The organism is Candidatus Pseudothioglobus sp. Uisw_041 (genome assembly GCF_048087625.1).
GTDB lineage: Bacteria > Pseudomonadota > Gammaproteobacteria > PS1 > Pseudothioglobaceae > Pseudothioglobus.
In genome coordinates this window covers 329,253-349,143 of the sequence record NZ_CP159805.1, presented here as the reverse complement: position 1 = coordinate 349,143, position 19,891 = coordinate 329,253, and the positions used below count along the sequence as shown (strand labels likewise).

The following is a 19,891-nucleotide window of genomic DNA, read 5'->3' as shown; positions in this document are numbered from 1 at the left end:
AATTTATTATATTTTGGTCATTTCAAAAATACCACAACCATAACTACACCCAAAACTTTCACTTATATCTACTTTTCCTAACGCAATATTTGTGTGTAAATCACCACTATCATCAACATAAGAAAAATAATCAACAGTATATTTATCATCAAACAACCCTAACAAATACTCTACTGAAAAAACCCTATGTGCATTAAACTCAACCCTCTGTTTTCCAATTGGAACTGAAAGATAAAACTTACCGCCTGCTTTTAAGATCTGATATATACTATTTAAGCCATCAAGATAGCCATCATAGTTGACTGGATCATTGTATCTACCTAACCCAAAATGCTCCAAAGCATGTAAGCAAGATAATGAATCACAATACTCTGACATACTGTCATCAAGCTGCATTAAATCTGCTCTTTTAAAAGTAATATTCTGAACTTTTTGTCCTATTGGTCGAACATCTAAAACTTCGATTTTTCTAAATGAAGCAACATGTGCCACAAAGCCATCAACTCTCGAACCTATATCCAAATGAACATCAGGTTTGTTTTCATAAATCCTACGAGCCACCAACAAATCTTGATGAAAATAATGCCCACTAGCAGAACCGCTTGACTTGAATCTCTCATCTAAAATTGGAAATAATAAACCAAAAGAAAAATGTTGTTTTTCATTACTCTCTCGCTTCTGCCAGTAAAACACAAAAGCATCCTTAACAAAAAATGGCAACCCCAAAAAAAACCTCCACATAGAAATTGGATTTATACCAAATTTAACTAGTAAGATGAACATTGTATTGAAAAAGTATTTCATGACAATCCTAGTTTCTATCTTTTAATGCAACATAGAGTAATGTTCTTTCATGCCCGTCATCATAGAGATAGTTGCCTGAGCCTCCAGCTAAAATTATTCCTTTCATAATATACGTGCTATCCAACTGTTTGCAATCTCACAGACCTTTAGTATATCTTTTTTTGTATGGAAATAAGATATAGGAAGACTTAATGTTGTAGCATGAATCTCTTCACTTATAGGGTACTTATCCAAAAACATGCCATCCATTGCCTTCTGTTTATGCGGTGGAATAGGATAGTGTATTTCTGTTTTTATACCGTTCTCTAATAGATACTCTTTTAACTCATCTCTTTGCTGATGTCGTATATTAAATATATGATAAACATCAAAATAATTCTCGTTAACAATAGGCTTGATAAACCTATCATCCAAGTTATTAAAGTAAGTCCTTGCCAATTCTCTTTTATGGGCTGTAATGTCGTCCAAAATTTCTAACTTTTTAGACAAAAATCCAGCTTGTATTTCATCCAATCTTGAATTATATCCCAAGTCATTATTATAATATTTTTTTGAGCTTCCATAATTTCTCAAAGACTTTATCTTATTGCTATACTGTTGATTATTACAAGTAATAGCACCAGCATCGCCTAAAGCTCCTAAATTCTTTGTTGGGTAGAAACTAAAACAACCTACACCAAAGCTACCAACCTTTTGACTTTTAAACTCCGCACCATGAGCCTGTGCACAATCCTCAATAACCTCCAAGCCGAACATACTAGCAATTTGACTGATTCTATCCATCTCACAAGACTTTCCATAAAGATGTACTACCAATATAGCCACTGTATCTTCTGTGATTTTATCTTCTATCAAACTTGGATCAATATTATATGTCGCAATATCTGGCTCTACTAATATAGGTGTATAACCATTCCGAACAATTGCTAAAATAGCTGCTATGTAAGAATTAGATGGAACGATTATCTCGCTGCCACAAGGGAAATCAAATGCATCAATTGCCAGTATTAAAGCATCTAATCCTGATGCTACACCAATACAATGATTTGTACCAATAAACCTTGAAAACTCACTTTCAAACTTATCAACTTGTCCGCCTAATATATACCAACCACTCTCAATAAATTCATTAAAGCAATTATTATATTTATCAAATAATTTCTCGTTTACTTTCTTGAGATTTTCATACTCAATCATCAATATGGCTCGTCAATATAATCATCAGAATTATAAAACTCAGAGGCAAAAACTAGGAGTGTTGCACTCTCAGAAAATTTGTCCATAATATGCCAATCTTCAGGATTCAATATTAAGCATTTATCAGGGACATTTAGCAAAAAAATTTCTTCATCACCTCTGATGTTTACATATACTTCACAACTGCCACTTAAACATATCAAAGCTTGCATATTTTTCTTATGTCGATGCCCACCTCTCTTCACCACGGCATTATAAATATAATAAAATCTTTTTACATCAAATGGAAGTAAATTTTCGATAACTGTCAAACTACCCCGCTCATCTGAAAATGTTGGTAAATCAATAATATATGCCATTCTCAGCCCTTTAATAAATACTTTTTACTAACAACAGTACTTTCAAAACCCTTACTCTTAAAGTACAGCCACCTTACAAATACCCTTAAATAACTAAACCTCTTTTTTGCAATTCCATTGTAATCACTAACATTGTCAAATTTAAGTAAATCTTGTGTTATTCGATCAAGGTGTTTTGTATATGGTCTATATAGTAGATTAATGTCATTATCACTAAGCTTATAAACGCTCAAAGCGATTTTATTACCACTCCACATTCTATAGCCTTGAAAATGATAGAACACAAGTCCAAAAGATTTATCACTTAAATCATATTGTTGCACATTCCAAGGCGCAACACCACCACCCAAATTCTGCAGCTCATGAACTCCTTCAAATCTTGTCATCCAATCATTTAGATACCCCTGATCTCCAATTTTCCCATCTTCAAATTTAGCGTAACACCAGTCAAGACATGCTTCACGCCACCAATTTAAAGCTAGCATTCCATTTACATCATCTTTAAATGTCATAAACTGTACACAATACTTACCACTTGCCTTAGTTGCATCATACTTAGGTGTAAACCTATGCTCCGTAATCAGTATAGACTTGCCTCCCATTTCATCAATGAGTACAGATGGGTTACTAAAAAAGTATATATCTGCATCGACATAAGTACAGTTATCTAGCCCATAATTCTCTATGGAGTATTTAATAATAGAAGGTGTGCATGTCCAACAGTATTCGGCTATAGATCTATCACCCTTGACGTTTAAGAGCTCTTCGTCTTCAAACTTCGAAAGTGATATGATAGTGACATGCTCTAAAAATAATTTTCTTAACATTTCATCACTTTTTTCATCGAATGCAAAAATATAAAGATGAAAATTATCACTATATTTTTTAAGCGATTCATACATAGCCAAACCACGAGTTAAATAGTTGCTATCAAATAAAGTGCAGTAGCTATACATCTTTATTTTTTTTTGCTAAAACAATATTATCCAAATATAAATCATTATTTTTTGGTAATATTTTTGAAAAAAACAATCCGATAATATTAAATGGTGCAATCAATAATAACGCTATAAGTAGATTTAAATATGAATTCTTTGTTACCAGGGTTTTCACTACGTAAGCATTAATTAATTGAAAAATAATACTAAAATCATTTACACTTTTTTTAAAATGTACTATTTTAAAGCCATTGTTATTTAAAATATGCTCCAACCCAAAAGATGAATATCTAGCATAGTCATAAGGCTGTGAATGTTCATCCCAAACAAATGGAACTGTTAAAAGAAACATTCCCCCTATTTTTGTAACTCTATTTATCTCTTTTAAAAAATCATTTGGGTTAAATACATGCTCAAACACTTGGGTTGATAAAATACTGTCAAAAATTTTATCTTCAAAAGGTATTACCTTACCATCATAAAAAATATCTGCAGAACTATGACTTCTATTATCTTCATTATCTATCTCCAATCCAATATATTTCTCTACGTTGCACATACATTGATAAGCCTTGGTACCGCAGCCAACATCAAGTAGCTTACCCTTTAGATTGGGAGTTAATTCTGATATATTTTTATACAAACCTTTTCTTGCAAAATAAAACGGATTAACAACTAATCCAAGTATTTTTGGATTAAACTGCTCTTGCTTGTATATTTTTTTTAATCTTTTAAGCATTTTTTTGTATTAATCGTACGAAGATATTACTACTGATATTTTTTGAGCGTTTCGTACATGGTAAGCCACGAGTTAAGTAGCTACTATCGAAAAGTGTGTAATAGTTATACATTCTGATTATTGACCTTCTCTATAATCATTCCCTTAAATTCAAATTCATCGTGATCATCATAAGAATGAAAATCCTCTAATATACTATACTGATGTTTTATAAAATACTCCTTTAAAGTTGCTTCCTTAAAAGACCTACAAGGATAGCTCCCCTTATAAATGCTTGGCGGAACAATTTGAAGTGTTATTCTTTCATTGCTTTTGCTAAACTGAGTTTTATCTATTAATATATATTTAAAATCATATTCTAATAGGGTATCTAGCAATTCATAAGGCTTCTCTATGTACATAAGAACACTCGAAAGCAGTAATACATTTGGGTTTTCTTGCCTTATACATTCACTCACATCATAAAAGAATTTCAGCTTATCGTCTTCAAAATATTTTTTTCCAGTATCTACAAAGTGTTTCTGCTCAACGATGCTCCAGGACACATCATCAAGTTTATCTAAAAAAAATTTATTTTGATAATAGCTAGTTCCCAAACTTCCTCCAAAATCAAGAACCTTGAGCGCACCTTTTCCCACGCTACTTGCAAACATAAGTCCTGAAAGAAGTTGCCAAGAATATTGGATTTCATCAAATATTACACCATCTCTCTCATATGCTGCCTCGCCACTCTTCACCTTTAGCATTGATGTTTTTACTTTTTGAAGTATTTTTTCACTATCGTATCCAATAGAGTCGTTTTCAGCGTCCTGCCAAGTGGCATAATCACCTTTCCAGCCATATCTATAGAATCTGATTTTTTGCAAAGTTTTTAGTGCAATTGGGGGAATTAATGATTTAATAAAATTTTTCATAAGTAAATAATATTTTTAATGTTATTCTTCTAAGCACAGAAGGTTTTATTTTTTTAAAAAATAATTCAAATTTTTTTCTTGCCTCAAGATTTTCATTAGTTTCTATTCTTTCTAGAATAAACTCTGTGTTTAAATTTGCATTAAAAACATCAGTTTCTGTAGAGTGTGTGCCCTGAGAATCGAATCCAATATTTTGTACATAGCTTTTCCCTGGATATAAAGTAACCATATTTTTTAAAAATGCACTCATATTCCATCTAACGGCCCAAGAGTCGTTCTTACCATTTATTTGACCTTTTAACATTTTTATAAAACCAAAACTATTATTAAAGTCAGCTTCTTTTAATAAGTTTTTAGCAGTTAATTCGTTCAAAAGTTTTTGTCCATCAGGTTCAAAAATATCCCACTTATTTTTCCATGTTCCCCACCCCCAACAATCAGCACCTCTTATAAAAAAATTATCAGGCAAGTTTTCTATTGGGTAGATATAGCCATGTATAGATGCAACCTGATTATCTTTTTCATACATATCTAAACTTTCATTCATAAACCTCAAAAAGTAAAAACTAGTAACCAGATCATCTTCAAGAACAATTATCTTTTTATATTTATTAATTACGTCTGTAACGCCATTAATTATCGATCTTGAAAGTCCCCAGTTTGTTTCTCTTTTAATGACTGTAACTTTTTTAAATCCGTCTATCTTATTTATATACTTTCGCACCTTATCAACAGCTATCTGAGCATCGTCATTTTTTGCTTCATCACTATATATAAAAAGTTCACTTTCACTTGCTAACTCATTTTTCTGTAAAGCTTTTATTGTTTTCACTGTATGGTCTGGACGGTTATAGACAAATAAAACTATTGGTGCTAAATTAATCATTTAATTAGTTGTTTTAATGTAATTACTGCAGCTTACATTATTATCTTTTAAATTACTTATCCATGTACTTAAATCAGGCACATTTCCATCAGTCCATTTAAAGAAGCCGTCCCTTATCTCATCTTCATAAATATCTCTTGACTCCTTACCAAACAATAATGTTGGTACATTAAATATTGCTGCCTCATAACAGCATGAGCTATATGCAGTTATATGGGCTGTTGAAACCATAAAAACATCATACAAATTTTTATTGCCAAAATCTAATGAGTATAAATCTTGACTAATTAACTTTAATTTATGTTCACAATAATCTCTTCCCACAATATCATTTGGGTGGAGTCTAAAAGTAAAATGAACATCTATCATCTGTCTAGATGACATGAAGTCAATAATAAAATCTGGGATTCTCACTTTATTCTCGCCCTGTGGGGGTTGCATTGTTAGAAGTACGTTGACCATTTTGTTATGAATATAAGAAGTAGTTGGAATTATTTTTTTCTTATAGTAATCTATCCAAGGATAGCCCCCAATGAATGGAGTGTGGTTTTTTCTTCCTGCAGATGATGCAAGAATATGGTCACAACTTGGCTGACCCCAGCACCAAAAATTATTTGGCATTAAGGCATAGCCGCTTTCAGTAATTTTTGTCCAACCACTATACATGGCTTGATATTTTCCTTGCTTGCCATGTTGCACATCTATTGTTTTAATACCTAGCTCGCTTGCAGCGGCACAAATTCCCATCATATCTGGAAAATACCAGCTCGATAAATATATCTCTTTTAATTTTTTCTGTTTTGATAAAATTCTTTTTGCTGAAATAAACCACCTAATAAATGAACCTAAAAAAATTTTATACCTTTGTTGCAACTCTAATTCATTAATACCTGATACATGCTCGATTTGATGTATGACTTTTTTTTGTTCAATAGTGAGAGTTGGAACGTTAATAGAAATACTTTGGCGCATAACCAAAGACTCATACATCAACTCTTTCTCTTTTGATGGCTTTGAAACGTAATATTTGGTTATTTTTTCATTTACATCTAACGACTCAATAATTGGATCTACTATTCTATCAAAATACTTCCCAGAATGTAATTCCTGTAAATAAGTTGGACGGGAGATAAATATTTTTGTATTATTTGTGCTTACTTGTTCCCTTCTGAATGAATAATACATAGTTGATACTAGCCTTGTAATCTTTACAAGAACTTCTAGAAAAGTTTTCTGGGTATCTAGTTTATTATTTAAAGAACCATTTGTTAACTCAAACCATAATATTTGCCTAACGATTGGCCAGGTGTTAAAACCTTTCCATGTAAATACGTCAATATTAACCAAATTCTCTACCTGGACAATTAATTTAAATGCATCAGAAGTCTTCAATTTAAATACCCTTAGTAGCTAATTGATTGTTTTTTTACTTTTTATAACAGCTGCAGCTACCATAAAGTCTATCTCGTTATCGATATCAGCTGAATCAATATCACTCATTATGTATGGGATTGCACCTTCATACAAAGTTGTTAATTCATTTGATCTTAAATCATTAATAGGCCGTAGATAAATAGCGCCGTTTGGATGATAAATTTCAGCCTGATCTTGACTACGAGTATTGCCTGTTATCATTGGACTATCCTCAAATACAGCTTGCCAATTATTATCACTTTGTGTAAATGCAAATGAAATGGAAAAACCATATTGTACTGCTGAGAAAACTGGCTTCCCTAGGGTTTCGTATAAATCTATTGCCTCATTAATATGAGCTGTTGTTCGAAAAGGCGCTGTTGGTAATGCCAAAATAAAAACACCATCCCTATTGTCAAATATTTTCTTATTTTCATTTTTAAGATAATCAAATATCTTGACTGAATCTCCAGCCTCCTCTGAGCTCCTAAAATCTAAAATAAGCTTATCTGATTTAATATATTCTTTTACTATTTGCCAGTATTCCATAGAATCAGTTGAAAAAATAACTTCACCAACCTTGCTAGAGTTAATAAAAGCCTCAAGGGTCCAAACAACCAATGGTTTTCCAGCTAATAATTTAATATTTTTGCCTGGTAATCTTTTAGAGCCAGATCTTGCTGGTACAAATGCAGTATATTTAATTTTATTCATAATATAAATATTTTTTTATACCCTTTATAGCTTATTGTTTAGTTTTTCAATAAAAGATCTATAACTGAAACATAATAAGGATTGCAAATTACGAACATCAATCATAATTTTTTAATACTATTTTGGATATTTTTTAAAGTATCAGAAATTTTATTATACGAATCTAAAGGCATTATTGGATGAGGGAATCTCTCATACCTCATTCCATAGCCAAAAAACTGTAACGCCGCTTTGTGTGCTAAATGCCACCCAAAAATTTTCACAATTTCATCAAAAAAAGGCTTCTCTATGTTTTCAATATAAAAGGAGATTTCTCTATCATTATTTTTCATAATTGCAGGATATATCTTATCTATAATTTTTGGGCAAAAAATAGTTGAGCCATTAAGCCAAGTGTTTAACCCTTTGTCTATATATTTTAACGCTTGCAGCTTACCCCCACCAGCAAGAATGCATACTGAACCTTTTTTCTTGCACTCTTGTAAAACAATTTGAGTAATGTTTTCATCTTTAGAATCTTCTTTCACCCCAATTACTGAATCTAATCGAATAGCTTTACGTAACAAATCTGCAGGCCAATTAATAAGGGAGCCGTCAAACCCTGATACCAGTTTCATTTCATGAAGCACAGACTTTAAACCGAACTTTTCCGGTAACTTTAAAAAATCAATAATTGGCTCATCTATTCCGTAATACCTTTCAGGATAAAGCATTGAGATGCCTGCAGGATTATATTTAGAAATACTCTCTAAATAGTCCTCTAATCTTTGTCTATTAAAAATATAAGGATGTCCAACATAGCATACTAAATTATTTTCTTTAGCTAATCTCAGAATCTCAATATTAACCTCTAGAACCTCTTGTTCGCTCAACATTCTGTAGCGAGTATTGTATGCCATGCTATATATGGCGGCAATATATTTTTGCGTCCCAAGATCCTCAATATATTTAGTTAATGTTTTGTAATCAATTGATTCATTTTCATTAAAAAATAAAGGAATACTTACTGTTAATCCAGGAATTTTGTTTGCCATTTTTTCGCTTATAGTCATATTATTGTATAATTTAATATCAATAAATATCCTCTAACTTCCAAAAAAACTATTGATATTTTTTAATAATGAAGTTCATTTAATTTTTCTAGTGCAATTTTAAATCCTGCTCCAAAATTATCATGCCCTTGCCATACCTCTGGCAAAAGTGTAGCATTATTTTTTAAGCTTTTTAATGAATCTAACATATGTACAAAATTTATATCCCCTCTACCAATTTGTAAGCCTTCTTCAGCTTCACCTGATGCATCTGAAATATGAATATGTGTCACATGGCATGAAATTTCATCTATAAATCGATTAAAATTTTCAGAAGTATGATTACACCACATATAACTATGGGATGTATCTAGGCATATTTCAATTTTAGCTTTCGTGCTATTTAAGATAGCATTAATATTCTCTGCGCTGGTAAACTGATTGTGAAAAGATTGCCCTCCAAAGTGCCATGGATAGGGTGGCATAGTTTGTGCGAGAAACCTGCAACCAGAAAAATCTAACTTTTCAATATTAGTTGCAAAATTATTAATCATCCTTTTGACATCTATATCACTTAAAAAACCATCTGTTGTATGTCCCCCACAGTTGATGATAATCTTGGGTTTATCCTCATACCCTATAAGACTAGAAATTTTTCTTGCTTTAATAAAAACCATATTAAGTAATTTTATAGATTGTTCAACTATATTATTGTCGTCAGAAAATAGGTCAATAACAAAGTCACCATCAAACTGCTCTGGCGCATGGATAATTACTTCACACCCCAAAGGCCTGGTTAATATTTTTTTATCATCTATTAACAAATCCTTGAAGGATAAATGAAATTCTATTGCTGGAGGGTTAAATATTTCATACAATCTATAAACATCCCTATGCCTAACAGGAATACACCATTTAAAATATTTCGGTGGATTAATCTTTTCTATTTTTTGCTCAACCTCTAAATCTATTGAGTAGAATGGCTGCCCTGACTCTATATCACGATTAGACGGTCTGCCAATTAGTGCTTTTCTATGACGAGGACTCAAACCATTTCCTGGTGACATGACAACAATATTTGACTCTAAAATTAATTCCCCTTGCTTGATAGGGTTAACACAAAAAAGTGACTTAGCTAGGGCAACCTTGTTAGTTGCTTCACCTTGAGTGAGCTGTCTTTTATAGCCAATACCTAATGCTTGAGATAAATCAGAAAGGCATTGATTTAAATCAGATAGCTCACCAGGCAGTAGACTAACTTTATGGTCATTACCTTCTAAACTCTTATCCAATGTAAAGTGTTTTTCAATAATCTGTGCGCCCTTAGTAAATGCTGCTAGCGGAATGTGCCACCCCCTTTCATGTCCTGAATAACCAATTACAGAATTTGTTCTTCTTTTTAGATTATCAATGTAGTTTAGATGTACATCTGAAAATGGCACAGGATAAGTAGAGTTTGCATGACAAAGTGCGTAATTCACATAGTTTTCCTCTAATAATGAAATTGCAGCATCAATATCTTCGTCACTAGACATGCCAGTTGAGACAATTAATGGTTTTTTAGTCTCTACTAATGCAGTCAGTAATTCATGATTCGTCAAATCAGCAGAAGCCACTTTATACCCATCTAAGCCATATTTTTCTAATGTATCAAGACTAACTAAATCAAACGGAGTACAAAGTGGCGTAATACCAATCTCTTTACAATAATCGAAACATTGGCACATCTCGTTATTAGTAAGCGACATTTTTTTCAAAAGATTGATTACATATTCAGTTGAAAGATCATGTGAAATAGAATTATCCCCATAAAGGCTATCTAAATCTCGCATCTGAAATTTAGCAATATCTGCTCCGCTACTTTTAGCATGTCTAATTAATTCAAAAGCCTTTTTTAAACTTCCATTATGGTTATTACCAATTTCTGCGATTAGAATATAATCTTCTTGATTTTTAATTTGGTGATTACCAATTTTAAACTCACGCTTTAAAGGGTCGCCCGCCATTATTAATTTGATTTTTTTATTACTGTCCAAGACAGGAACAAATTTATACTTCTCCAAAAGATGGATTAAGGTATTTTTCTTGTCATGTTTCTTTGCATAGGCAAATTTACTATTCATTACGCCTTCTGCTGTAATATTTTTTACAGAACCGTTTTTGGCTAATGCATTCACAATATCACCAAGTGAAATAATGCCAATAATGCAATTCATAGAATTTATCACACAAAGAAATTTAATTTCGTTTATTTTCTGCAACTCTACAATCTCAGTAAGCTTTGTATCTGAATAAACTTGATAATTATCTATATCTCTAATATAGTACAAAATTTTCTCCTAAAAATGATATCTATTAAATTTATATCCGCTCTTCGTAAAGTAGCTTGCCATCTGAAAACTTGAAGTATTTATTATTGTAACAATCGTTATTTTCCCACTATCGTTGCAACAAAAAATCCTACAACCCACTTAAAGTGTCCCATAGTAACGATATCAGTTTGTAAAGATTTATTATAATACTTGGCATGCATTAACAATAAAGTGTTTAATTTAGACATAAATACGGTGTCTTTATCTGAATCCATGTTTTTTACACTTCTACCTATAATTACCTTTTTAGGAGATGGAATTAATAACAAGCTGCTTATGTCTTCTGATGTGTACTCTATTATTATGCCCCATATTGAGTGATTAACATACAAGAACTCCCGCATAGTATTGTCTGCGCCCCATAAAACTAGTTCAGCATCATTATTAAACTTATCATAAATTTTTTATACATTACCAAAGATATCAATCCTTTAACATGGCTAGCATTAATATAAATCATCCTCTTGTATTTGCTCTTGTTAGTCTTTTATTCGGAATATTTCTTATTGCACTATTTTTTAAAAACTTCATTAAATTTAAAGGGCTTTGAAGCCACCAGTGAGTATCGAAAAATCTTGCTGTATATCCTCTATTTGGAATCGGGTGTGATTGCCCTCTTATTACTTTTCTTTGTTGACCCTCCATAATAATACCACCCCTATGAAATCCATCTGGATCAAAAATAATTAAGTCACCAGCATCTGCTATAATTGTTGTTGGGTTATGTAGCTCATTATCTGGGATATCATTGGGAATGTCCCCTACTTTTACTCCAGATAAAATGTAAAAATTAGCGCGAAAATGTCCTTCCCTATGAGAGCCAATATCATATTCAAATGCCCCATTAGTTTTATTAACATTCACTAGATTGATATAAAATTTTAAAGACTGCTGCCTGTCAAAATGCCACGGCAAAATTGGAACATTTGACTCTTTTTCATGAGTAAAAAAAATATCGTCACACACTGATGATTTTGAACCAAAATAACTATCAGAAATATCTTTTATAAAATCAGATGAAAAAATCGATCTTACTGTACTAAGTTTATCATTAAATTTATTTATTTTCCCTCTAGAAACTAAGCCATATTTATTGTTTGGGTGTTTTTCAGTGCTATAAATTCCATCACAGTTTTCAAGATTAAAACTTCTTTCATGTTCGATAAGCAAATTTGAAATGTCAGACGAAGACACGTAGTTTTTTAATACACAAATACCATATCTATCAAGAGTATCGAGAGCACCAGGAACATTTATCGAATGAAGTGTGATTAAGTCTAAATTTTTTTTCATAGATTTTTATTCATTGTTTTTTAACATATCTCACTCTTAGTCTAGTCAAATTAAAACAATAAAATTCTACTTAATGGCTATAAACCCTTCAAATGTTACGTATTTATAAATTGACATTACATCTTTAAAACCAGATCTGGATAGCATATCTAAATTTCCCTGAGTTGAAAAAGGCTCTAGAATACCTTTCAAGCTTCTAGTCTTGTTTAAAATTTCTTCGCTTGAATATCCACGTTTAATTTTATAGTCGCTATATAGTGAAGTTGTCATATCTTGAAACCTTGCATCAGGAGCTCTCACCTTTTCAAATAATAGAAGAGCTCCACCCCAATTTAAAGATTCATAAAGCTTGTCCACAAGAGCCTGTCTTAACGACGGCTTAATAAATTGAAGTGTGTAGTACATTATTATTAAGTCGGACTTTTCAAGATCATATTCAAAGACATCTTTGCAAACAAATTCGCAATTGTCCTGATTATTTTCAGAATTTGCAAAATCAATCATTTCTTCAACAACATCAATTCCAATAAATTTTGTGTATTTCGAATTACATGATAATGATAATTTGTTTATTAATGAGCCAGTTGAGCACCCAATGTCGTAACATACAGACTCATTATTTATAAAAAAATGAGACAAGTCACCAATAAGACTATGGCATTCTTTATAAAATGGTACTGAATTAGAAATGTGACTATCAAATGTTTTTGCTACATTGCCCTCAAACGACCAAGAGCCTTCCTCTACTTTAATGCCATCTCCAGCATCTTTATTATTTCTTATTACTCCCATATTTTGACTCCTTAAAATTACTCTTTTAAGATATAAGCAGGCACATCATTATAATTATCTCCTGCAACTAATTTACAACCAGCCTCTTCACAAAATTCAACTAACGCCTTCCACTCTCCACCTTGTTTACGCTGATCAATAGCTATAATACCTCCAGGGACAACTAGTTCGTATAAAGCCTCCAAAGACACTTTTGACGGGGTATATGATGAAGTATCAATATATACCAATCTGCAATAAAGCGAATCACCACCATGCCTAGCATGTGACTCTTTAATAAATTCAGGAAGTGAGCGTCTTATATCACCAACAATAAATTCACAAATTTTGTTAAGTCCATGATTATCTATTCTATTTTTTACAAATTCAATGCTATTATCTTTCCATCTAGTTGAACTAAGTCCATCATTTTCTTTCAAGTCTAGTTTGGTATAACTTTCAAAAGTATCAAATCCAAAATACTTTGCATTTGAATGTTGTGACGTAAACTTTAATAACTTCCCAAGTACTATGGCATTTCTACCTGCTCCAACGCCTACCTCAACTATATGACCTGGTACTTTCTGTACTCTATTGAATAAGTTGAACATGCTATAAAGATAACTTAACTCTATTGTCTCTAAATACTTGTCTCTTGCATCAGGCTCATGATATGTATCTCCATGTAACTTTAATAAAGTCTTAACCTTTGCTTTTAAAGATGACAATACATTCATTGCTTTATCTCCCTTTGTATATTAAATTTGAAAAATTCTCTATGTTTTTTACCAAAAATACCAAAAACTTCATCCATCCTTCCAATATGTCTAAAAAAAACATACTTAGATTTTCCATTAATGTTAGATTTTGATTTATATATGTGAAACATTCCAAACTTAAAAACTTTTTTAAAAGTAGTTGCTGGAAGACATAGCCTATTCAAGTCACTAAATATTTCTTCCGCAGTAAAATATAATAAATTATCTGAAAATAACACTAAACAGTTCTCAGACATCCTATCTTTTAACATATTTATAAGCTTTCCTCGTTCTTCCACCTCATGAATAAAGCCAAATAGTAGCACTATATCGATCTCTTTATTTTTTATATTTTCTAATGCTAATAGTGCATCATCATTATATATAACAGCATTCTCTTCTATATACTTACCCTTAAAAACTTTTGTTGCAACCTCAGAAAAATCAATAAGATAACTTTTTTTTATTGCAATGTCGGATTTCATCAACATTCTATATGTTTTATCTCCATGCCCGCACCCTAGGTCCAATGTTGTTGTTTTATTTGCAAATCTACTTGCTTTATCAATAAGCAAATTTCGCCAACCCTGTAAATCATGCTTAGCATGAAGATTGTATTCAAAAAGGGAAGAGCTCGCTTTTGAATACTTGTCGTTCTTATGTATTATATTTTCCAAACTTTGTAATTTTATAGGTTTCATTTTGTTCTATTCTTTTCTAATAAGTCTTCTAAAATCTCTTGATACGTTCCACTATTGACAATACGCCCTTGTTTCAATTCATATATACGATCACAATGCTGTAAGGTGGATAATCTGTGTGCAATTACAATCATAGTTATTTCACCTTTTAATCTCCCTACTTCTGCTACAACCTCTCGCTCTGTATCGTTGTCCAAGGCGCTCGTTGACTCATCCATCACTAATACGTTCCTACCGTGATAAAAAGCCCTTGCCAGGGCTATACGTTGGCGTTGCCCACCTGAGAGTCTTACTCCCCGTTCCCCAAGAGAGGTTTCCTTTCCTTGTGGTAGTTGATTTACAAATTCTAGAAGATGTGACTGTTTCAATGCTAAATCAACTCTTTCCTCATCAATTTTTTCATCATTGACTCCTAGTGCAATATTACGCTTAATTGTACTATCAATAATAAACACATCTTGCGGAAGGTATGCTATTTGTGAGCGCCACTCTTGCAATGATTTTTCAAATGATTTTTCATTATATTTTATCGTTCCTTCTTGTGAATCTAATAATCCTAACATGAGATCTACTAAGGTTGTCTTCCCAGAACCAGAAGTACCAATCAAACCGATTGAATCCCCAGACTTTATAGTCATAGATATATTATCTAGCGATTTCTCAACCTCTTTTGAGTATTTAAAACTTATTTTTTTTAGTTCAAGTCTATTGAACGGCGTAAATTGAATATCGGCTGGTGAATAAAACTTAGTTAACAATTGACTATCAGTTGTTATCTGCTGATGGATTTTTAGATCTTTATATAGACGTGATACCGCATCTCTTTTATATCGTAGATTAATTAAACTGCTTGATAATATACTTGCAGCTGGAAGTAGCCTTATAGCTGCTACACCAAACATTACCAGTGTTGGAAACATTGCTTCCATGGTGCCACCTTTAGAAATAGTAATAATTATTAACAAGACTACAAAGATTACTATTGTTAATTCTAAAAGGTATCTTGGGACTATGCCAGCTACCTGAGAGTATGTATTATATTTAGCGTACTTTTTTGCATTAATATCTACCAATTGGTAGAAGAAATTTTCTTTATTTAAGATCCGTATCTCTTTTAACCCTTCCATTCCTTCTTGAACTGCTTTCACCAAAGTTGTGGACGCGATATTGACTTCTTTTCCATATTTTTTAATTTTACTTCTTAATAATCTATCATATCCAAAAATAACGGTGCTTAACAAGATTGCAAACAGAGCCAAAGCTAAGATATCTTGCCAAGCTAACAAAATCAATAATGCTAGTGAGAGTATGCCATTACTCACAATATAAAGGACAGGCTGTAAAACTTGTGCATTATATTGACCAGTAAGAGTTTGAATGTTATAGATATATTCAGAACTGTTACGCTGTACATATTCTGAGTAGGGCATAATTTGGTATGTTTGCATTAGCTTAGAGCGCAAATCAGCCATCTTATTCTGACTAAAGCTGACAATGTTACGATGCACAAGAACTGCCAATATTGTTTTTATAAAAAATATGGCTATTAGTATTAACCCTAATATAATGAGCAAGTCAGATTGTTGTTGTGGTAAGCCTAGTAAGATAATGATATTACCTAGCCATCCTTGTGACACAGTTGGATCTAATACTAGTGCGACATATGGCCCTATAATACTTATTCCAATAACGTCAAATATCGACACACTAAAAAATAGAATTAATAAATATGGGGTTCTTTTTTTATCCTTCCCTAGAAGGAAAATTATCTCTTTTAAATAACTGCGCATATTAGTCTAATCAATCCTACCATTTTTATGTACATACAAAAAATCACTCAGCAGTGACCAAATGAATTTGGATGGGGCCCTTTAATGAAAAAGTCATTCCATGTTTTTAGTTCACAATGTAATTCCAATCCAACCAACTCATTTATCAAAAAGAATACACTAAACGACAATAGTTCATCTATGTTCTCATTAATCATCTTAAAGATAAAAAAGATTGGGGTTAAAGTAGGATATTACAAAGGTTGACTACAAATATCTCCTTAAAACATCGCATATTTTAGAGGAAGGCTTTGTAAACAAAGATATAATATTATCAATAATATTTTTTTGGCTATTAAAACAATGAAAAAACTTCTATTAATATTTTCTAAAAAAATATTTTTTTTGAAAAATTTACTTGAATTCATAACTGAGTTTGAATGCTATATTGCTGCACTTTGGGTCAAAAATGCTCATAAGAGGCTGATGTTTATTCATTGGGGTCTTCCCCCTGGTCCTGAGTTTTTTGACCATAATATTGATTTATATTATCAATGGGATAAGACAAAAAACCCATTGTGGCTGGAACGAGGTGTTTTTGGTGGACTTGCACTTAAAGGAGGATCTGTATTAGAATTATCGTGCGGAGACGGTTTTAATGCCAAAAATTTCTATAGCCATCGCTCTCAAAAAGTTATTGCATGTGATTTCGATTTAAAGGCAATTAAGACAGCAAAAAAGAAGAATAGTGCGAAAAATATTGATTTTGTGTTGGCTGATATCCGAACTCAAATGCCACAAGGTCTATTTGAAAATATAGTTTGGGATGCTGCTATAGAGCACTTTACAGAGACAGAAATAGACTTGATAATGAAAGACATAAAAATAAGACTTGCAAAGGATGGTATTGTTAGTGGCTACACAATAGTTGAAAAAATAGATGGCTCTAAATCTCTTCATCAACATGAATATGAATTTAAGAGTAAGGAAGATTTAATTCGGTTTTTTAACCCTCATTTTACCAATGTAGTTGTTTTTGAAACAATTTACCCTTCAAGGCATAACCTATATTTTTGGGCATCTGATGGAATTTTGCCTATGAGTAAAGAATCGGAGCATAAAATTGAAAGTTTAAATAAACTGTCTGTTGAGAATCATTCAGTAAGCGCCTCCTGATTTTTGCTGTATCAAAGATTCAGACAAAATGGAGAGTTTTCTTTTTTTCTACTTGAATATGGATATGATAAATTTATTGTTGCAGACGAGGATAGCGAGTTCATGTTTGGTTCATCTCTAAATCTTTTGCAGATAAAGAATTTATACTTGTCATGATCCATACTTAAAGTAATTAATAAATTTCTAGTTAATGGCTACAAACCCTCAAACGTTAAGTATTTATAAATTGACATTACATCTTTTAAATCCGATCTGGATAGCATATCTAAATATCCCTGAGTTGAAAAAGGCTCTAGAGTAGCCTTCAAGCTAAATGAATGATTCAAAAATATTTATTTAATACTCACTAGTGTAGAGTTATTTTTTATCTCGTAAATTTTACTACATAATTTAATTGTACTCAGCCTATGCGCAATAATAATCAAAGTCTTGTTTTGAGCTGCAAGATAAATTTCATCCATTATTTTCTTTTCCGTTTCTTCATCAAGTGCGCTTGTTGCTTCATCTAGAACTAAGACATCTGGCTCACTGTAAAATGCTCTTGCAATAGCAATTCGCTGCTTTTGACCTCCACTTAATTGAATACCGCCCTCACCAACCAAAGTATTAATACCTTGCTTAGTTTCAAGAAAATCAAAGATATTTGCTTGCTTTAGAACTTTCTCCAATAAGCTTTTATCTAGCATTTTTCCAAAGCAAACATTTTCTGCGATGCTACCATCAAACAAATAAACTTGCTGTGGAATATAGCCAATCTGTGAGCGCCAGTTTTGTAAATTAGTGTTATTTAATGGCATGCCATCGATAGTTATTTCACCCTGATTTAACTGATGTATACCAATAATTAAGTCTATCAAAGTGCTCTTTCCTGTACCGCTTGCACCCACAATTCCTATTTTTTCACCTTTATTAATAGTTAGGCTTATATCACTTAAAACTAATCTGTCCTGGTAAGAAAAATTAACATTTTTTAGCTCAATTCTATCTTTAAATACTATACTTTTATCTGATAAATCCTCCTTTAAGGTATTAAGTTCTTCAGTAATAATATCAATTGATTTATGGTGCCATAAAACTGCATTATAACTATTGACAATACGATTGACCGATGGCAATAAACGATACAAAGCCAATACGAATAAACTTAAAGTAGGTAAAAAATAGCTCACATTTCTTTGGTTTAAATATAAAAGAAGTAATAATAGGCAAATAACTAAAGAAAAGCCAATAGTTTCTAAAACTATCCTTGGTATTATGCCTAAAAAAGCATTAACAGAATTTATATGTGTATATCTATTTACTGTCATTTGAAATTCATTATTATCTGCATTTATTCTATCTTTATCTTTTAACTTACTTTGCTTAAAGTTTCCAAATAGTCGATTAACTATTTCAAAATATTTTCCTTGTACTTGAGCTCTTTCTACACCAATTAACTTTACTCTTTTAGAAATAGACATAGTTAATAGCAATACTAAAGTTGCTAGAATAATCGTAAAGACAAGGGTTATTTTCCAACTGACAATCAGCATTGTCGTATATAAGAAAATAATTACAAAGACTTCGGTTAACATCATCAATACAGCAGTCACAATAAAACCCATAAGTTGTGCCTCTGTAACAATTGCCTTAGTTAGATAACTACTATTTTTTCTAGAAAATAGTAGATACGGCATTGATAAATATGTTGTAAATAATCTTTTTGTTACTTTTGCATAAATAGTCTCTGTAAATTTCGCCATAACATATCCATATGACAAATTCACACTGGCTCTAAAGATATAAAACCCAATCAAAGTCAAACCGAAAACAATAGAAAAATTAATTTTTCCATTTACATTATTATTAAAGTCAAAAAAATCAAACACCCATTTATAATATTGGTTATTGTTGATATTATCAAAATTTGTTGCAACATCAATAAATGGCATAATTGCTGTAATACCAACTGTTTCAACTATTGACATAAAGATTGAAAATACCACTAACCACATCAATTTGCGTTTTGTTTCAATGTCTAATAAGTTTTTAAGTTTTTTGATATAGTCCATTTTTA

19 protein-coding genes are annotated in these 19,891 nt (G+C 31.6%); 1 reads left to right on the top strand and 18 read right to left on the bottom strand.

What is annotated here, in order from left to right:
* Window positions 1-6: 6 nt before the first annotated feature.
* From ABXT44_RS01765 to ABXT44_RS01685, 17 genes are all read right to left on the bottom strand, one after another.
* Window positions 7-804 carry a DUF268 domain-containing protein gene (locus ABXT44_RS01765; RefSeq protein WP_416687651.1) on the bottom strand — a complete coding sequence of 266 codons (798 nt, stop codon included), beginning with the start codon at window positions 802-804 and terminating at the stop codon, window positions 7-9.
* A gap of 102 nt (window positions 805-906) precedes the next feature.
* On the bottom strand, window positions 907-2,001 hold the full coding sequence (locus ABXT44_RS01760; protein WP_416687648.1) for a DegT/DnrJ/EryC1/StrS family aminotransferase: 1,095 nt from the start codon (window positions 1,999-2,001) through the stop codon (window positions 907-909).
* Window positions 2,001-2,360 (bottom strand): sugar 3,4-ketoisomerase, encoded by a 360-nt coding sequence (locus ABXT44_RS01755; RefSeq protein WP_416687645.1) that lies wholly within the window; start codon window positions 2,358-2,360, stop codon window positions 2,001-2,003. Before ABXT44_RS01755 ends, ABXT44_RS01760 begins: the two co-directional genes overlap by 1 nt.
* Before the next feature lie 2 nt (window positions 2,361-2,362).
* Window positions 2,363-3,316 carry a glycosyl transferase gene (locus ABXT44_RS01750; protein ID WP_416687643.1) on the bottom strand — a complete coding sequence of 318 codons (954 nt, stop codon included), beginning with the start codon at window positions 3,314-3,316 and terminating at the stop codon, window positions 2,363-2,365.
* Entirely contained in the window at window positions 3,309-4,037 is a 729-nt protein-coding gene (locus ABXT44_RS01745) for a class I SAM-dependent methyltransferase (protein ID WP_416687640.1), read from the bottom strand. Before ABXT44_RS01745 ends, ABXT44_RS01750 begins: the two co-directional genes overlap by 8 nt.
* 104 nt (window positions 4,038-4,141) lie before the next feature.
* Entirely contained in the window at window positions 4,142-4,951 is an 810-nt protein-coding gene (locus ABXT44_RS01740; RefSeq protein WP_416687638.1) for a methyltransferase, TIGR04325 family, read from the bottom strand.
* The gene (locus ABXT44_RS01735; protein ID WP_416687636.1) at window positions 4,935-5,837 is read right to left on the bottom strand and encodes a glycosyltransferase; all 903 of its coding nucleotides are present in this window, start codon (window positions 5,835-5,837) and stop codon (window positions 4,935-4,937) included. Before ABXT44_RS01735 ends, ABXT44_RS01740 begins: the two co-directional genes overlap by 17 nt.
* On the bottom strand, window positions 5,838-7,229 hold the full coding sequence (locus ABXT44_RS01730; RefSeq protein ID WP_416687634.1) for a hypothetical protein: 1,392 nt from the start codon (window positions 7,227-7,229) through the stop codon (window positions 5,838-5,840).
* 18 nt (window positions 7,230-7,247) lie between these two features.
* Window positions 7,248-7,964 carry an acylneuraminate cytidylyltransferase family protein gene (locus ABXT44_RS01725; RefSeq protein WP_416687631.1) on the bottom strand — a complete coding sequence of 239 codons (717 nt, stop codon included), beginning with the start codon at window positions 7,962-7,964 and terminating at the stop codon, window positions 7,248-7,250.
* Between the two features lie 101 nt (window positions 7,965-8,065).
* Complete coding sequence (locus ABXT44_RS01720) at window positions 8,066-8,998, bottom strand: hypothetical protein (RefSeq protein ID WP_416687629.1); 933 nt, start codon at window positions 8,996-8,998, stop codon at window positions 8,066-8,068.
* Window positions 8,999-9,078: 80 nt separating this feature from the next.
* Window positions 9,079-11,325 (bottom strand): N-acetylneuraminate synthase family protein, encoded by a 2,247-nt coding sequence (locus ABXT44_RS01715; RefSeq protein ID WP_416687626.1) that lies wholly within the window; start codon window positions 11,323-11,325, stop codon window positions 9,079-9,081.
* Window positions 11,326-11,423: 98 nt separating this feature from the next.
* The gene (locus ABXT44_RS01710) at window positions 11,424-11,711 is read right to left on the bottom strand and encodes a hypothetical protein (RefSeq protein ID WP_416687623.1); all 288 of its coding nucleotides are present in this window, start codon (window positions 11,709-11,711) and stop codon (window positions 11,424-11,426) included.
* 112 nt (window positions 11,712-11,823) lie between these two features.
* Window positions 11,824-12,660 carry a phytanoyl-CoA dioxygenase family protein gene (locus ABXT44_RS01705; RefSeq protein WP_416687620.1) on the bottom strand — a complete coding sequence of 279 codons (837 nt, stop codon included), beginning with the start codon at window positions 12,658-12,660 and terminating at the stop codon, window positions 11,824-11,826.
* Window positions 12,661-12,726: 66 nt separating this feature from the next.
* The gene (locus tag ABXT44_RS01700) at window positions 12,727-13,452 is read right to left on the bottom strand and encodes a methyltransferase domain-containing protein (RefSeq protein WP_416687618.1); all 726 of its coding nucleotides are present in this window, start codon (window positions 13,450-13,452) and stop codon (window positions 12,727-12,729) included.
* Between the two features lie 17 nt (window positions 13,453-13,469).
* Complete coding sequence (locus tag ABXT44_RS01695) at window positions 13,470-14,168, bottom strand: class I SAM-dependent methyltransferase (RefSeq protein ID WP_416687615.1); 699 nt, start codon at window positions 14,166-14,168, stop codon at window positions 13,470-13,472.
* Window positions 14,165-14,890 carry a methyltransferase domain-containing protein gene (locus ABXT44_RS01690; RefSeq protein WP_416687613.1) on the bottom strand — a complete coding sequence of 242 codons (726 nt, stop codon included), beginning with the start codon at window positions 14,888-14,890 and terminating at the stop codon, window positions 14,165-14,167. Before ABXT44_RS01690 ends, ABXT44_RS01695 begins: the two co-directional genes overlap by 4 nt.
* Window positions 14,887-16,680 (bottom strand): ABC transporter ATP-binding protein, encoded by a 1,794-nt coding sequence (locus ABXT44_RS01685; protein WP_416687610.1) that lies wholly within the window; start codon window positions 16,678-16,680, stop codon window positions 14,887-14,889. Before ABXT44_RS01685 ends, ABXT44_RS01690 begins: the two co-directional genes overlap by 4 nt.
* Before the next feature lie 342 nt (window positions 16,681-17,022).
* Between ABXT44_RS01685 and ABXT44_RS01680 the strand changes: the two genes are divergently transcribed.
* Window positions 17,023-17,835, top strand: coding sequence for a class I SAM-dependent methyltransferase (locus ABXT44_RS01680; protein WP_416687607.1), 813 nt, complete (start codon window positions 17,023-17,025; stop codon window positions 17,833-17,835).
* Window positions 17,836-18,167: 332 nt separating this feature from the next.
* Here the strand turns inward: ABXT44_RS01680 and ABXT44_RS01675 are convergent, their stop codons facing one another.
* Window positions 18,168-19,886 carry an ABC transporter ATP-binding protein gene (locus ABXT44_RS01675; protein WP_416687606.1) on the bottom strand — a complete coding sequence of 573 codons (1,719 nt, stop codon included), beginning with the start codon at window positions 19,884-19,886 and terminating at the stop codon, window positions 18,168-18,170.
* Between the last annotated feature and the right edge of the window lie 5 nt (window positions 19,887-19,891).

Coding starts and splice junctions, on each gene's coding strand:
- ABXT44_RS01695 (WP_416687615.1), bottom strand. CDS start 14,168: ATGAATGTATTGTCATCTTTAAAAGCAAAGGTTAAGACTTTATTAAAG.
- ABXT44_RS01685 (WP_416687610.1), bottom strand. CDS start 16,680: ATGCGCAGTTATTTAAAAGAGATAATTTTCCTTCTAGGGAAGGATAAA.
- ABXT44_RS01700 (WP_416687618.1), bottom strand. CDS start 13,452: ATGGGAGTAATAAGAAATAATAAAGATGCTGGAGATGGCATTAAAGTA.
- ABXT44_RS01745 (WP_416687640.1), bottom strand. CDS start 4,037: ATGCTTAAAAGATTAAAAAAAATATACAAGCAAGAGCAGTTTAATCCA.
- ABXT44_RS01725 (WP_416687631.1), bottom strand. CDS start 7,964: ATGAATAAAATTAAATATACTGCATTTGTACCAGCAAGATCTGGCTCT.
- ABXT44_RS01720 (WP_416687629.1), bottom strand. CDS start 8,998: ATGGCAAACAAAATTCCTGGATTAACAGTAAGTATTCCTTTATTTTTT.
- ABXT44_RS01740 (WP_416687638.1), bottom strand. CDS start 4,951: ATGAAAAATTTTATTAAATCATTAATTCCCCCAATTGCACTAAAAACT.
- ABXT44_RS01765 (WP_416687651.1), bottom strand. CDS start 804: ATGAAATACTTTTTCAATACAATGTTCATCTTACTAGTTAAATTTGGT.
- ABXT44_RS01680 (WP_416687607.1), top strand. CDS start 17,023: ATGAAAAAACTTCTATTAATATTTTCTAAAAAAATATTTTTTTTGAAA.
- ABXT44_RS01675 (WP_416687606.1), bottom strand. CDS start 19,886: ATGGACTATATCAAAAAACTTAAAAACTTATTAGACATTGAAACAAAA.
- ABXT44_RS01690 (WP_416687613.1), bottom strand. CDS start 14,890: ATGAAACCTATAAAATTACAAAGTTTGGAAAATATAATACATAAGAAC.
- ABXT44_RS01760 (WP_416687648.1), bottom strand. CDS start 2,001: ATGATTGAGTATGAAAATCTCAAGAAAGTAAACGAGAAATTATTTGAT.
- ABXT44_RS01735 (WP_416687636.1), bottom strand. CDS start 5,837: ATGATTAATTTAGCACCAATAGTTTTATTTGTCTATAACCGTCCAGAC.
- ABXT44_RS01705 (WP_416687620.1), bottom strand. CDS start 12,660: ATGAAAAAAAATTTAGACTTAATCACACTTCATTCGATAAATGTTCCT.
- ABXT44_RS01755 (WP_416687645.1), bottom strand. CDS start 2,360: ATGGCATATATTATTGATTTACCAACATTTTCAGATGAGCGGGGTAGT.
- ABXT44_RS01710 (WP_416687623.1), bottom strand. CDS start 11,711: ATGCGGGAGTTCTTGTATGTTAATCACTCAATATGGGGCATAATAATA.
- ABXT44_RS01750 (WP_416687643.1), bottom strand. CDS start 3,316: ATGTATAGCTACTGCACTTTATTTGATAGCAACTATTTAACTCGTGGT.